The organism is Streptomyces sp. NPDC001020 (assembly GCF_053599115.1).
The window spans coordinates 196,572-210,849 of record NZ_JBSFLQ010000008.1 but is presented as its reverse complement, the minus strand read 5'-3'; the positions used below and the strand labels follow the sequence as shown (position 1 = coordinate 210,849).

14 protein-coding genes are annotated in these 14,278 nt (G+C 71.2%); 9 read left to right on the top strand and 5 right to left on the bottom strand.

Going from position 1 to position 14,278, the window contains the following annotated elements; translation table 11 throughout:
* Positions 1 to 56: 56 nt before the first annotated feature.
* Entirely contained in the window at positions 57 to 1,265 is a 1,209-nt protein-coding gene (locus ACWDEX_RS10265) for a sensor histidine kinase (protein ID WP_450462826.1), read from the bottom strand.
* Between the two features lie 238 nt (positions 1,266 to 1,503).
* Here ACWDEX_RS10265 and ACWDEX_RS10260 point away from each other — a divergent pair, with 238 nt between their 5' ends.
* Positions 1,504 to 2,529: an SAM-dependent methyltransferase gene (locus ACWDEX_RS10260; RefSeq protein WP_450462825.1), complete on the top strand. Its 1,026-nt coding sequence runs from the start codon at positions 1,504 to 1,506 to the stop codon at positions 2,527 to 2,529.
* Here ACWDEX_RS10260 and ACWDEX_RS10255 read toward each other — a convergent pair.
* Positions 2,494 to 3,645: an NADH-quinone oxidoreductase subunit D gene (locus ACWDEX_RS10255; RefSeq protein ID WP_450462824.1), complete on the bottom strand. Its 1,152-nt coding sequence runs from the start codon at positions 3,643 to 3,645 to the stop codon at positions 2,494 to 2,496. The two genes, ACWDEX_RS10260 and ACWDEX_RS10255, sit on opposite strands and share 36 nt — an antisense overlap.
* Positions 3,646 to 3,676: 31 nt before the next feature.
* On the opposite strand from ACWDEX_RS10255, the gene ACWDEX_RS10250 reads away from it, so the two are divergent.
* Complete coding sequence (locus tag ACWDEX_RS10250) at positions 3,677 to 4,168, top strand: PH domain-containing protein (RefSeq protein ID WP_450462823.1); 492 nt, start codon at positions 3,677 to 3,679, stop codon at positions 4,166 to 4,168.
* Entirely contained in the window at positions 4,165 to 5,499 is a 1,335-nt protein-coding gene (locus tag ACWDEX_RS10245) for a PH domain-containing protein (protein WP_450462822.1), read from the top strand. Before ACWDEX_RS10250 ends, ACWDEX_RS10245 begins: the two co-directional genes overlap by 4 nt.
* Before the next feature lie 91 nt (positions 5,500 to 5,590).
* Here the strand turns inward: ACWDEX_RS10245 and ACWDEX_RS10240 are convergent, their stop codons facing one another.
* Both ACWDEX_RS10240 and ACWDEX_RS10235 read right to left on the bottom strand, forming a co-directional pair.
* Positions 5,591 to 6,667 carry a hypothetical protein gene (locus ACWDEX_RS10240; protein WP_450462821.1) on the bottom strand — a complete coding sequence of 359 codons (1,077 nt, stop codon included), beginning with the start codon at positions 6,665 to 6,667 and terminating at the stop codon, positions 5,591 to 5,593.
* A gap of 451 nt (positions 6,668 to 7,118) precedes the next feature.
* Complete coding sequence (locus ACWDEX_RS10235) at positions 7,119 to 8,246, bottom strand: alpha/beta hydrolase (protein ID WP_450462820.1); 1,128 nt, start codon at positions 8,244 to 8,246, stop codon at positions 7,119 to 7,121.
* Positions 8,247 to 8,452: 206 nt separating this feature from the next.
* On the opposite strand from ACWDEX_RS10235, the gene ACWDEX_RS10230 reads away from it, so the two are divergent.
* The 6 genes from ACWDEX_RS10230 to ACWDEX_RS10205 all read left to right on the top strand — a co-directional run bounded on the left by ACWDEX_RS10230 (position 8,453) and on the right by ACWDEX_RS10205 (position 13,579).
* Entirely contained in the window at positions 8,453 to 10,303 is a 1,851-nt protein-coding gene (locus ACWDEX_RS10230; protein ID WP_450462819.1) for a phosphatidylglycerol lysyltransferase domain-containing protein, read from the top strand.
* A gap of 124 nt (positions 10,304 to 10,427) precedes the next feature.
* Positions 10,428 to 11,288: a dihydropteroate synthase gene (gene folP / locus ACWDEX_RS10225; protein ID WP_450462818.1), complete on the top strand. Its 861-nt coding sequence runs from the start codon at positions 10,428 to 10,430 to the stop codon at positions 11,286 to 11,288.
* Entirely contained in the window at positions 11,285 to 11,791 is a 507-nt protein-coding gene (locus ACWDEX_RS10220) for a nuclear transport factor 2 family protein (protein WP_450462817.1), read from the top strand. The genes folP and ACWDEX_RS10220 overlap by 4 nt, the downstream gene beginning before the upstream one ends.
* 242 nt (positions 11,792 to 12,033) lie before the next feature.
* Entirely contained in the window at positions 12,034 to 12,393 is a 360-nt protein-coding gene (gene folB, locus ACWDEX_RS10215; RefSeq protein WP_450462816.1) for a dihydroneopterin aldolase, read from the top strand.
* Complete coding sequence (gene folK / locus ACWDEX_RS10210) at positions 12,390 to 13,001, top strand: 2-amino-4-hydroxy-6-hydroxymethyldihydropteridine diphosphokinase (RefSeq protein WP_450462815.1); 612 nt, start codon at positions 12,390 to 12,392, stop codon at positions 12,999 to 13,001. The genes folB and folK overlap by 4 nt, the downstream gene beginning before the upstream one ends.
* A gap of 80 nt (positions 13,002 to 13,081) precedes the next feature.
* Positions 13,082 to 13,579, top strand: coding sequence for a DUF3180 domain-containing protein (locus ACWDEX_RS10205; protein WP_450462814.1), 498 nt, complete (start codon positions 13,082 to 13,084; stop codon positions 13,577 to 13,579).
* 10 nt (positions 13,580 to 13,589) lie between these two features.
* Here the strand turns inward: ACWDEX_RS10205 and folE are convergent, their stop codons facing one another.
* A complete protein-coding gene (gene folE, locus ACWDEX_RS10200) occupies positions 13,590 to 14,195 on the bottom strand; it encodes a GTP cyclohydrolase I FolE (RefSeq protein ID WP_450462813.1) in 606 nt (201 codons plus the stop codon).
* Positions 14,196 to 14,278: the final 83 nt, after the last annotated feature.

Here is a 14,278-nt window from a genome sequence, read left to right as displayed (position 1 = left end):
CCTCACAGTCGGGCTTGGGTCGGGTGGCTGGGTCGTGTCGCGGACAGGGGCACGTGTCAGGGGGCCGCTTTCAGCGGCAGCAGGGCACTGATGCGAAAGCCCCCGCCGGGGCGGGGACCCGCGTCCAGGGTGCCCCCGACCATGCCGACGCGCTCGCGCATGCCGATCAGGCCGTGACCCTGGCCGTCGACGCCGCCCTCCTCGTACAGCTCGTGCGGGGCGCCCCTGCCGTCGTCCTCGACGAGCAGTCCGAGGCCGTCGTCGAAGTACACCAGCCGTACGCTCGCGCCCGTGTTGGGACCCCCGTGCTTGCGGGTGTTGGTGAGCGCCTCCTGGACGATGCGGTACGCCGTCAGCTCGACACCGCTGGGCAGCGGGCGGGGAGTGCCCTCCACCCTGAAGTCGACGGGCAGGCCCGCGTTGCGGCACTGCTCGACGAGGTCGTCGATCTGCTCGACGTCGGGCTGCGGGACGTATTCGCCGGCCTCCTTGTGTTCGCCGGTGCGCAGCACGCCGAGCAGGCGGCGCATCTCGGCGAGGGCCTGTCGGCCGGTCCCCGAGATCGTCTCCAGGGCCTTCTTCGCCTGGTCGGGCGCGGCGTCGAGGACGTAGGCGGCGCCGTCGGCCTGCACCACCATCACCGAGACGTTGTGCGCGACCACGTCGTGCAGCTCACGGGCGATGCGGGCGCGTTCCGCGGCGACCGCGACCTTGGCCTGCGCCTCGCGCTCCTTCTCCAGGCGGGAGGCGCGCTCCTCCAGCTGGGCGAGGTAGGCACGGCGGGTACGCAGGGAGTCGCCGAGGACCCAGGCGAGGGCGAAGGGGACGGTCTGGAACAGCGCTATCGCGACATTGCCCAGAGCACTCGTGTCCTCATGCGGCCAGCGCATCTGCGCGAGTGTGCCGGCGCACAGGCCGCCGATCAGGGCGACGCGGGAGGCCCAGCGGGCGCCGACAGCGGCGACCGTGTAGATGATCACCAGCATCGCGAAGTCCGCGATCATCGTCGACTGCTCGTCCAGCACCAGTTGCGCCAGCCCGGCCGCCACGGCCGCGAGGAGCATCTTCTCGGGCATGCGGCGGCGCAGCGCGACTACCAGGGACAGGACGACCGAGATCGCTATCCCGCCCGGCAGCGACCCATGGCGGTCCGGCGCCCCGTTGATGTTCGTCGCGCTCACGCAGGCAAGCCCGAACAGGATGGCGGCCCAGAAGCCGTCGACCCACGTCGGGTGTCTGCGGAGGAAGTCATAGAGGCGCTGCACGTAACCCAGCGTAGGGAAGTGCAGCGTGTGCGGGGTCAACCGGAGGGCCGATCCGGGGCGCACACGCATACTCCGCAAGGTGGATGCTCCCTGATCCCGAGCGGTGAGGGGCGCACCGGAGGAGATCACGAGAGCCGGGCTCCGGGCACGCACCGCTCACCGCGCACGCCCACTCCCCCGCCCGCGCCACCGCCCCTCCGCTTCCCCGCCCCTCGTCCACCAGGCCTAGCCTGACCCCGTGGCAGACGAGGCGAACGGTGACTGGCGTGGCTGGCGGGCGGCTGCCCGGGAGGCGCTGTACGGGGCGGCCGGGTTCTACCGGCGGCCCGAGGGGCCCGCGGGGCACTTCCGTACGTCTGTGCACGCCTCGCCCCTGTTCGCCGCCTCCGTGGCACGGCTGCTGTGCCGGGTCGACGAGGCACTGGGACGGCCCGCCGAGCTTGCCTTCGTCGACATGGCGGCCGGTCGCGGCGAGCTGGCCACCGGCGTGCTCGACGCACTGCCTCCGGACGTCAGCGCCCGGGTGCGCGTGTACGCCGTCGAGATCGCCGACCGCCCCGAGGGCCTCGATCGCCGGATCGAATGGCTCGACGCGCCTCCCGGGCGGATCACCGGGCTGCTGTTCGCGAACGAGTGGCTGGACAACGTGCCGGTCGAGGTCGCGGAGGCGGGCTCCGACGGCGTACCGCGCCTGGTCCTCGTACGGGAGGACGGGACCGAGCGCCTCGGTGATCCGGTCACGGGCCCGGAGGCGGAGTGGCTGGCACGCTGGTGGCCGCTGCTGGCCGAGGGAATGCGTGCCGAGATCGGCCTGCCCAGGGACGCCGCCTGGGCCGCCGCCGTCGCCACCGTCGACCGCGGGCTCGCCGTCGCCGCCGACTACGCGCACCGTGCGGACACCCGGCCGCCCTTCGGAACGCTCACCGGATTCCGCGCGGGCCGGGAGACCGTACCCGTGCCCGACGGCTCGTGCGACATCACGGCACATGTGGCGCTGGACGCGTGCGCCCTGCCGGGTGCCCGCCTGCTGACCCAGCGCGCCGCCCTGCGCGCGCTGGGCATCACCGGCGCACGCCCGCGGCTCGCACTCGCTTCCGCCGACCCCGCGGCATACGTACGCGCCCTCGCGCACGCCGGGGCCGCCGCGGAACTCATCGCGGCGGGCGGCCTAGGTGACTTCGGCTGGCTGCTGCAGCCCGTCGGGATCGCGGACGTCTCACTCGGGGAGCTACTTGTCGATGTCCCCGACCACGAAGAACAGTGACCCCAGGATCGCCACCATGTCCGCCACCAGGGTCCCCGGCAGCAGTTCGGTCAAGGCCTGGATGTTGTTGTACGAGGCCGAGCGCAGCTTCAGCCGGTACGGGGTCTTCTCGCCCTTGCTGACGAGGTAGTAGCCGTTGATGCCGAGCGGGTTCTCGGTCCAGGCGTACGTGTGGCCCTCGGGGGCCTTGAGCACCTTCGGCAGCCGCTGGTTGACCGGGCCGGGCGGCAGCTCCGCCAGCCGGTCCAGGCACGCGTCCGCCAGGTCGAGCGCATTGTGCGTCTGCTCCAGCAGGCACTCGAAGCGGGCCAGGCAGTCGCCCTCCCGCCGGGTGACGACCCGCAGCGTGTCCTGGAGCTCCCCGTACGCCAGGTACGGCTCGTCCCGGCGCAGGTCGAAGTCCACGCCGCTGCCGCGCGCGATCGGCCCGCTCACGCCGTAGGCGTGCACGGTTTCGGGCGTGAGGACGCCCACGCCCCGCGTGCGGCCGCGGAAGATCTCGTTGCCGAGCACCAGGTCGTCGAACCGGTCCATCCGGGAGCGCACATCGGCGACAGCGCCCCGCGCGCGCGTGGTCCAGCCGGCGGGCAGGTCCTCCTTGAGGCCGCCGACGCGGTTGAACATGTAGTGCATGCGCCCGCCGGAGATCTCCTCCATGACGTTCTGGAGTTCCTCGCGCTCCCGGAAGGCGTAGAACACCGGTGTGATGCCGCCCAGCTCCAGCGGGTAAGAGCCGAGGAACATCAGGTGGTTCAGCACCCGGTTCAGCTCCGCGAGGAGCGTACGCATCCACACCGCGCGCTCGGGGACCTCCATGCCGAGCATCCGCTCGACGGCCAGGACCACACCCAGCTCGTTCGAGAAGGCGGAGAGCCAGTCGTGGCGGTTGGCGAGCATGATGATCTGGCGGTAGTCCCGCGCCTCGAAGAGCTTCTCCGCGCCGCGGTGCATATAGCCGATGACGGGCTCCGCGTGCGCGATCCGCTCCCCGTCCAGCACGAGCCTCAGCCGCAGCACGCCGTGCGTGGAAGGGTGCTGGGGGCCGATGTTGAGCACCATGTCGGTGCTCTCCGCGGCACCGCCGATCCCGACCATGGTCTCCGTCGTAGGAGTCATGACCCCAGTCTCTCGTACGTACGCTTGCGGGATGGATACGGGGACTGGGGCGGGGAGCGGCGAGCGCGTCTGGACGGGGCTGCCGCCGGGCCTGCTGCGGATGCGGCGGCTGTTGCTGGTGGTGTGGCTGGGGCTTCTGGCCGTCGCGGTGGGGCTGCTGCTCGGCCTGCTCGCCGGGCCCCGCTGGGCGCTCTTCGCGTTGCTGCCGCCGGCGGTGCTGCCGTGGGGCTGGGTGCTGCTGGGCCGGAACTGGCGCTCCTGGCGGTACACCGAGCGGGCCGACGACCTGCTGATCAGCCGGGGCGTGCTGTGGCGTGAGGAGACCGTGGTCCCCTACGGGCGCATGCAGCTCGTCGAGGTCACCTCCGGGCCCTTGGAGCGGCACTTCGGGCTGGCGAGCGTCCAGTTGCACACCGCGGCCGCGGCGACGGACGCCACCATCCCGGGCCTCGACCCGGCCGAGGCGGCACGGCTGCGCGACCGGCTGACCGAACTGGGCGAGGCCCGATCGGCGGGGCTGTGAGCACGTCCGGGGAGCAGCCCGAGGGGCAGAAGGAGACCGGGCAGGAGGTCGCGGGACGGCGTCTGCACCCCGTGACCCCCCTGCGGCGGGGCTGGGCGCCGGTCACCCTGATCGCCGGATGGGCGGTGCACAACCCCAGCCAGGCCCACGAACAGCTGACGAGGCTGACCGCGACCACCCTTCTGACGAGCCTCGCGATCCTCGTCGCGGCCGCCTCCCTGTACGGCTTCCTGAGCTGGTGGTTCACGCGTTTCGCGGTGACCGACACCGAACTGCGCATCCGTACGGGCCTGCTTTTCCGCCGCACCGCGCACATCCGTCTGGACCGGCTGCAGGCCGTCGACGTCACCCAGCCGCTGCTGGCCCGGGTCGCGGGCGTCGCCAAGCTGAAGCTCGACATCATCGGCACGGACAAGAAGGACGAACTCGCCTTCATCGGTGAGGGCGAGGCGCGGGAGCTGCGGGCCGAACTCCTCGCCCGCGCCGCCGGTTTCGCTCCCGAGACGGCCCACGAGGTGGGCGAGGCGCCCGCCCGGCGGCTGCTGCGCGTGCCCCCGGGCGTGCTGGCCTTCTCCCTGCTGCTCACCGGCGCGACCTGGGGCTCGCTGCTCGCCGCGCTCGTCATTCCGTCGGTGCTGTGGTTCAACGCCCACAGCCTGTGGACGGTGTTCGCGATCGGGCTGCCGCTGCTCGGCGGAGCGGCCACCAGGAGCGTGGGAAGGTTCGTTCAGGCCTACGACTGGACGGTCGGCGAATCGCCGGACGGACTGCGCATCGACCACGGACTGCTCGACCGCGTCCATGAGACCGTGCCTCCCGGCCGGGTGCAGACCGTGCACATCGTGGAGCCGCTCCTGTGGCGGCGGCTCGGCTGGGTACAGGTCAAACTGGACGTGGCGGGCTCCGCCCACTCGGTTCTGATACCGGTCGCCCCGCGCGAGGCCGCCGAGGCGGTGATCGCCCGGGTGCTGCCGGGGGTGACCGTGCCCGCGTCCCTGCCCCGGCCGCCACGCCGTGCGGGCTGGTGCGTGCCGCTCTGGTGGCGCGGCCACCGGCTCGCCGTCACCGACATGGTCCTCGCCGCCCGGCACGGCCTGCTGCGCCGCAGCCTCGCCCTTGTACCGCACGCGAAGGTCCAGAGCGTACGGCTGACCCAGGGGCCGTGGAAGCGGCTCCTGCGGGTCGCCGACGTGCACGTGGACACCGGCGCCAACAAGACGGTGACGGCGCGTCTACGGGACGCCGAGGAGGCGGCGGCGCTGCTGTACGCCCAGGCCGACCGGTCGCGTACGGGGCGGCGGGCCGCCCGGCCTGACCGGTGGATGGCATGACGGCCCGCATCCGGTGGGCAAGGACGGGCCCAACCGCGTGAGGGGCGGCGGCACGTGATGTGCCGCCGCCCCTCACCCGTACCGGCCGGACTCAGGACGCCGCGGTGCGCAGCCCCTGGATGTCGATGCGTTCCGTCTCGTCATGGGCCGTCAGGTCGATGACCTGGCTCACGGCGCGCGTCTGCGGGTCCGCGGGCTTGACGCCGCACTCGGACTCCGCCTTGTGCACGGCGAGCGCCTCCTGGCCGACGACGTCCGCGAGGTCCTCGTTCTGCACGGCGTCCAGGGCCTCCTTCGACTTCTGCGTGCCGAAGTAGTCGAAACCGCCCGCTACGGCCGGGCGCCGTCGCGGAGCCGCCGGTACGACGGCCACGGCGGCCGGCACGGTGGAGTGAGCGTTCCTCCACTCGGGAGCGTCCGTCTCCTTGGCGTCGTCCGCCTGCACGGAAGCACTCGCCTCCACGGCGTCGTCCGTCGCCTCGATACCGGGCTCAGGCGTCACGCCGGCGTCGCGCCCGGCAAGCCGCGCCAGCGCCGAGTCGGCCCGCGCGAAGAGCGATGCGCCCTCCGCGGTGAACGCACGCGGAGCCGACGACCCGGACCCGGTGCCCTTCTCGACGTCCGCCCCGGCAGCCGTGTCCCGGGCGGCATCGGCCGTCTCCCGCGCACCCTGCGCCCCGGTCTCCGCCGACGGCAGCGCCCTGACCGGAGCAGTCGTCTCTATGGCCAGCAGGCGGCGACCCTCCAGGGCGCTGGCCCGCTCGGTCTCCGCCGTGGCGTACCGCCGCAGGAGCGCCGCGTGTTCGTTGCGCAGCTTCGCCAGCTCCGTGCGCTTGGCCCGCAGCTTGTTCTCCAGCTTGGTGCGCAGTTCGCGCGACTCCTCCAGGTCGGTCTCCAGTTCGGCGACCCGTTCCTCATGGCGCCACTCGTCGCTTGCCCGCGCGCGCGTGAGATCGGCGACGCGTTTACCCGCAGCCAGGTCCCAACGGCGCATGACGAAAGCACCGACGGTCGTCGTCACCGCGACACCCGCGGCCAGCCCACGGAGCAGCAGTGGCTCCGTGAACAGCCAGGGCCCCACGGCGCAGACGATCGAGACGCCGGCGATCACCGAAGGAGGCAGCGTCCTGTGCAAGGGCGGAGAATGGCGGTGACGTCCACGTGGCATGGCCAGAAACTTACCGCGCGTAGGCGAATGATGGTGCCCCACCTGGTAAAAACACGGGCGAGTCGAAGCCTTCACACGCCCCTGACGAGTACCGGAAACGGAACATCCGCGTCCCGAATCCGGCGCAATTCCCTCGAACGCGGAGGGGGCACGGACGCCCGAGCACCACATCGTCGCCACAGCGCAGGGCTTCTGACGCTCCGCAGGGCCCTGCCGAGAACCGTGACGACCGCTTACGAGGTCAATTCTCGCCAGTCGGCCGGCCTCGCTCTCCAGCCCCTGCCCACCCGGCTCCGAAAGGCTCTCAGGGCTGTCCGTCCCCCGGAATTCACGTCCGCCTGCGACAGCACCGAAGGGACCCACGACAACGTCGAAGGAGGCCGACCCACGAGAGGGCCGACCTCCTTCGGATTGCGCGGAATTCACCGTGCTCTTCCGCGCATTCTCCCGCTCAGCGGTCGCTCAGCCGCCCACTCAGCCACTGCAGCGCTGCCGGGATCTCCCGTCGCCAGGTGTTGAAGTTGTGGCCGCCGCTGTCGAGGATGATCGACGAGATCCGCGTCAGCCCTTTGGCCTGCACCTGCTCTATGAATTTGAGCGTGGCCTTGTAGTCGGTCTCGCCGACCCTGCTGCTGCTGACGAGCAGTGAGGTGTCGGGCGCCGGCATGTACTTGAGGTACCAGCGCAGGTCCGCACGGTTCCGCAGTGCCGTGTCCCCGTGGAAGAGGTCACCCGTGGTCGGGTCGATCGGCGCCTTGTAGTACGGCGACAGACCCACCGCGGCGGCGTACGCGTTCGGGTGGTGCACCGCCAGCTTCAGCGCGCAGTACCCACCCGTGGAGTCACCGATGATGCCCCAGCTGCCGGGCTTCTTGCCCACCCGGTAATGGGCCCCGATCGCGTCGGGCAGGTCCTTCGCGAAGAACGTCTCGGTCTGCGGCCCGCCCGGAATGTCCACGCACTCGGTGTCGCGCGGCGGCGCCACAGTCGGCCGCAGCATCACCAGGATCATCGGCTGCATCTTCCCGGTCTTGGCCAGCTCGTGCGCGGTCTGCGGGTAGTGCAGCCCCTTGATGAGCGCCTGGGCCGTACCCGGGTAGCCGGTGAGGACCACGGTCGCGGGGAACGTCCGCGTGCGGTACTGAGGCTGGAAGTACTCCGGCGGCAGGTACACGTACGCGGGCGAGGCGATGTGGGTGGTGCGGCCCACGACGTCGACCTTCTGGATCTGGCCCCCGACCTGCGGCCGCGCGCCGCCCGCCACGTTCACCTGCTGGGTGTCTATCACCTGCAGCGGGCCGGCGCTCGACCCGGCGGCGTTGTGGTCGACCACCACGCCCTGACCGCTCTCCTGGCCGAACAGGTCCGCCCAACTGGCATAGAACCCGAACGCCTGGTTGGCGGCGAGCCCGACGGACGCGAAGATCGCCAGTTGGGTGACGAACAGAAGACCGATGCGTCCGCCGACGGCCCACCAGTTCCGCCGCGCAAGCCGCGGCCAGTACCACACCGTGCCGATGAACAGCAGCACGGCGGCCGCGACCGCCAGTGCCAGTACTTTGTTGCTCGTGAGACCCATGGGCTCTTCCCTGCCTGCGCTTTCCGTCCGCGGGAGCCGCCTCCACTCCTTCGCGAGGGTTTGTCCCGGACTTTTCTTCGGCTTTGAAACGGCTTTGTGATGGGGAGTGAACCTCTCTCCCCGAGACACCGTCCTAGAGGGCGCAATGTCGCCGGATGCCCCAATCGGCACCAGGCTCAAGGTCTCTCGAAGAACTACGGAACGCGATGTCTGTCAGGATAGATGGGGAAAAGTCGGGTGAGGTTCCGGAGCGGCCGCGTGCAGTGCGGCGCATACTCCACGGCCCGCGCCCAGAGGTCGTCCCTGCGCTGGTCGCCAGGGCGTGCACGCTCGTAGGTGTCCTGGACATCACGGCGGGTGTGTTCCCTCGCTTCCGGCACAGCCGTATGCACCGCATGGCCGAGGTCCTGCCCGGTGCGCTCGGCCCCTTCGCGGCGGCCCTGTCGCTGAGCACCGGCATCCTGCTGCTGCTCCTCGCGCACGGGCTGCGGCGGCGCAAGCGCCGGGCCTGGCGCGCCGCCGTGGTGCTCCTTCCGGCGGGTGCGGTGGCGCAGTTCGCCTACCGCCACTCGGTCATCGGCGCACTCATCTCGTTGGCGCTGCTGCTGCCGCTGGTGCGCCACCGCAGTGAGTTCGCGGCCCTGCCCGATCCACGCAGCCGCTGGCGGGCGCTCGCCAACTTCGTCCTCATGGGCGCGAGTTCGCTGGGCCTCGGCCTGATCATCGTCAGCGTCCACCCGCACCGCGTGGTCGGCGACCCGAGCCTGTCCGACCGCATCGCGCACGTCCTGTACGGCCTCTTCGGTTTCGAGGGCCCGGTCGACTACACCGGCAACACCTCCTGGACCGTGGGCTTCTCGCTCGGCGCACTCGGCCTGCTGACCGCGGTCACGACGATCTACCTCGCCTTCCGCCCCGAGCACCCGGCCGCCCAGCTCACCGAGCAGGACGAGGCCCACCTGCGCGCCCTGCTGGAGAAGCACGGCAGCCGGGACTCCCTCGGCCACTTCGCGCTCCGCCGGGACAAGGCGGTCGTCTTCTCGCCGAGCGGCAAGGCGGCGGTGACGTACCGCGTCGTGTCAGGCGTGATGCTGGCCAGCGGCGACCCGATCGGTGACGTGGAGGCGTGGCCCGGCGCCATCGAGCGCTTCATGGACGAGGCGAAGTCCCACTCCTGGACACCGGCGGTCCTGGGCTGCTCGGAGACGGGCGGCGAGGTGTGGACCCGCGAGACCGGCCTGGACGCCCTCGAGCTGGGCGACGAGGCGGTGGTGGACGTAGCGGATTTCTCGCTCACCGGGCGCGCGATGCGCAACGTGCGCCAGATGGTGAAGCGCATCGAGCGCGCGGGATACGAAACCCGGGTACGGCGCATCCGTGACCTCGGCGAGGGCGAGCTGGAACGCATACGGCACGCCGCCGAGGAGTGGCGCGGTACAGACACCGAGCGCGGCTTCTCCATGGCGCTCGGCCGCCTCGGCGACCCGGCCGACGGTGACTGCCTGATCGCCACGGCCCACCGGATGGACGGGCAGGGCACGGCGGAAGCGGGCCCTTACGGCGACCTGAAAGCCGTGCTGCACTTCGTTCCGTGGGGCACGAACGGGGTCTCCCTGGACCTGATGCGCCGCGACCGCTCGGCGGACCCGGGCATGAACGAACTGCTGATCGTGGCCGCGCTCCAGGCCGCCCCGAAGTTCGGCATCGAACACGTCTCGCTGAACTTCGCGAATTTCCGCTCGGCGCTGGCACGCGGCGAGAAGATCGGCGCGGGCCCGGTGCTGCGGGCGTGGCGGGGCCTGCTGCTCTTCCTCTCCCGCTGGTTCCAGATCGAGTCGCTGTACAAGTTCAACGCGAAGTTCCAGCCCCGCTGGGAGCCGCGCTTCGTGGTCTACGCGTCCTCCCGCGACCTCCCGCGCATCGGGCTGGCGGCCATGCAGGCGGAGGGCTTCGTGAACCTGGCGCTCCCGCGCTTCCTGCGCCGCAGGTCCCGTTCCGCCCGGCCGTGCGCGCACGGGCGAGCGGAACGGGGGATGGAAGCCACGATCAGGGCCTGACGGAAGCGGGGCGGTCCACAACCCGCTTCCCTGCCGTGCACAGCCGGGGCCTCCGTCAGGCCCCGGCTCCGCTGCCCCACCCCGCGAGCCGGGTGCGGGACCGGCGGGGGCCTACGCTGAACACATGAGCACGAAGACCGGGCGGGGCCACGTGGCAGGCCTTCCGACATGGGACCGCTGCGCGGTCATGGGGGTCGTCAACGTCACCCCCGACTCCTTCTCCGACGGCGGCCGCTGGTTCGACACCACCGCCGCCGTCAAGCACGGCCTCGATCTGGTCGCCGAGGGCGCCGACCTCATCGACGTAGGCGGCGAGTCCACCCGCCCCGGCGCCACCCGCGTCGACGAGGCCGAGGAGCTCCGGCGTGTCGTCCCCGTCGTCCGCGGCCTCGCCTCCGAGGGTGTCACGATCTCCGTCGACACCATGCGCGCCTCCGTCGCCGAACAGGCCCTCGCCGCCGGCGCCGCCCTCGTCAACGACGTCAGCGGCGGCCTCGCCGACCCCGCGATGATCCCGGTCGTCGCGGCGGCCGACGCCCCCTTCGTGGTCATGCACTGGCGCGGCATCCTGCAGGGAGACGGCGTCAAGGGCGTCTACGAGGACGTCGTCGCCGAAGTCGTCGGCGAACTGCACGCACGCGTGGAGGCAGTGCTTGAGGGCGGCATCGCCCCCGACCGGATCGTCGTCGACCCCGGCCTCGGCTTCTCCAAGGAGGCCGAGCACGACCTGGCGCTCCTCGCCCACCTCGACCGCCTGCACGCCCTGGGCCACCCACTGCTGGTCGCGGCCTCCCGCAAGCGCTTCCTGGGACGCGTACTGGCCGGTCCGGACGGCTCACCACCACCCGCGCGGGAACGCGACGCCGCCACGGCCGCCGTCTCCGCACTCGCCGCACAGGCCGGCGCGTGGGCCGTACGCGTACACGAGGTGCACGCGACAGCGGACGCGGTGCGCGTCGCACGCGCCATCGAAGGAGCGCGGTGAGCGCTGCCCACACCGACGTCGAACAGGTCGAACAGGCCAACACCGCCTTCTACGAGGCCATGGAGCAAGGCGACTTCGAGGCGCTGTCCGCACTCTGGCTGACGCCCTCCGACCTGGGTGTCGACGAGGAGTACCACGACCCGGCCGACACCGGCGTGATCTCCTGCGTCCACCCTGGCTGGCCCGCCCTGACCGGCCGCGGCGAGGTCCTCCGGTCGTACGCGCTGATCATGGCGAACACCGACTACATCCAGTTCTTCCTCACCGACGTGCACGTCTCCGTGACCGGTGACACCGCGCTGGTGACCTGCACCGAGAACATCCTCAGCGGTGGCCCCGCCCCCGACGACAGCGACGAGCTGGGCCCGCTCGTCGGTCAACTGGTGGTCGCCACGAACGTGTTCCAGCGCACCTCGGACGGCTGGAAGCTCTGGGCACACCACGCCTCCCCCGTCCTGGCCGAGTCCGGTGACGAAGACGAGGATGAGGACTTCCCCTCCTGAGCGGGCGGGCGGCCTCTCCCCCGAAGTGGCCGGAATCACCTACCCATGGGTATGTGCGGCCGCCTCCCCGTGAGCCATCGTGTTCACCGGGAAAACGCCCGATGAACCGTCGTGGCCGTCTTGTCGGCATATGCCTCCGGGGGCTATCGCTGTCAGTGCTCGCAGGTAGATTCGTCCGAGGTGGTGTTCCGACCGCGCTCGGTGAGTACCCGCCGCTACCGACGATTGCAGGAGTGATTCGCGTGGATCGTGTCGCGCTGCGCGGCCTGAAGGCCCGAGGACACCACGGGGTGTTCCCCGAGGAACGCGAGGAGGGCCAGACCTTCGTCGTGGACCTCGTCCTGGGCCTGGACACCCGGCCGGCCGCGGCCACCGACGACCTGACGAAGACCGTGCACTACGGAGTCGTGGCGGAGGAGGTCGTGGCACTCGTCGAAGGAGAGCCCGTCGACCTCATCGAGACGCTCGCCGAGCGCATCGCCCTCTCCTGCCTGAAGCACGCCCCGGTCAAGGAGGTCGAGGTGTGCGTCCACAAACCGGAAGCACCGATCACGGTCCCCTTCGACGACGTGACCGTCACCATCACCCGGAGCCGAGCATGACAGCTTTCTTCGCCGAAGGTCAGGGCGACCCGACCGTACAGCCGGTACCCGCCTCCGTGGTGGAGCGGGTCGACGCCGCAGACTCGACCCTGCAGAACCCCAAGCGCGCGGTGATCTCACTGGGGTCGAACCTGGGCAACCGCCTGGAGACGCTCCAGGGCGCCATCGACGCCCTGGAGGACACCCCGGGCGTCCGCGTCAAGGCCGTCTCGCCGGTGTACGAGACGGAGCCTTGGGGCGTGGCGCCGGGCAGCCAGCCGTCCTACTTCAACGCCGTGGTCGTCGTGAAGACGACCTTGCCCCCCTCGTCGCTCCTGGAGCGGGCGCACGCCGTGGAAGAGGCCTTCCACCGGGTGCGGGACGAGCGGTGGGGCGCGCGCACGCTCGACATGGACATCGTCACGTACGCGGGTGTCCTCTCCGACGACCCGGCGCTGACGCTGCCCCACCCGCGCGCCCATGAGCGGGCCTTCGTCCTCGCGCCGTGGTACGACCTGGACCCCGAGGCACAGCTCCCCGGCCACGGCTCGGTGGCCGACCTGCTCGCCGCCGTCACCCGCGCCGGTGTCACGCCCCGCCCCGATCTGGAACTCCGGCTGCCCGAGTAGTCGTTAAGGTCTACCGGGCCGGGATCTCCCCGGCCCATGACCATGCGCGGCCCCCGCGGCCGGGCCGACGAAGGGACATCGTGAAAGAGCTGCGCATCCGGACACTGGCAGCGGTGTTCGTGGTGGCCGGAGTGCTGTCCTGGGCGGGCGCCCGCCTGTGGAACGCGGTGGGCTCGCTGCCCAGCGTTCCCCTGGCCGCACCCGTCGTCCTCGCCCTGATCGCCGTGGTCCTGCTGGCCACGGCGCTCTCCCTCCGCTCCCGCCTCAAGGCCCAGCGGGAGCGCCGCGCCGACGCCAAGGGGGTCGACCCGCTGATGGCGGCCCGCGCCGTCGTCTTCGGCCAGGCCAGCGCCCTGGTCGCGGCTCTGGTCGCCGGCCTGTACGGCGGCACGGGCGTCGTTCTCCTGGAGTCCCTGGACCTCCCCAGCCGCCGCGACCAGGCCATCTACGCCGGCTTCTCGGTCCTGGCAGCCATCGCGGTGATAGTGGCGGCACTCTTCCTGGAACGAGTCTGCAAGCTCCCGGAAGACGACGAGCACAACGAACACAACGGCGGCACGGCGCCGTCGGCCAGGTGAACGACTCGGGTCAGCGCGCCAGTATCAGGCTCATCGCCTCGGCCCGGGTCGTGGCGTCCCGGAGCTGACCGCGCACAGCCGACGTCGTCGTCTTGGCGCCGGGCTTACGGATGCCGCGTACGGACATGCACATGTGCTCCGCCTCGATGACCACGATGGCGCCGCGCGCCTCGAGGATGCGCATCAGCGAGTCGGCGATCTGCGTGGTGAGCCGCTCCTGGACCTGGGGACGACGAGCGAATACGTCGACGAGCCTCGCCAGCTTCGACAAGCCGGTGATCTTCCCGCTTTCGGCGGGGATGTACCCGACATGGGCCACGCCGTGGAACGGCAGGAGATGGTGTTCGCACAGGCTGACGATCTCGATGTCCTTGACCAGAACCATCTCGTCGTGACCGAGATCGAACGTCGTCGTCAGGACATCCTCGGGCTGCTGCCTGAGCCCCGCCAGGAGTTCCCGATACGCACGCGCCACCCTCCCCGGTGTCTCGCGCAACCCCTCTCGGTCCGGGTCCTCCCCGACCGCGATGAGCAGTTCTCGTACGGCGTTCTCCGCGCGCTTCTCGTCGAACTCGCCGATCGTGCCCTCGCCGTCCAGTGTCACCGGGTCGGTCATCTGATGCCTCGCTCCTGCGCCTTACGGATCACGCGTCTCATGCGCGGCCTACGGAAATGCCGCGCCCCCCAGGCTAGAGCCCA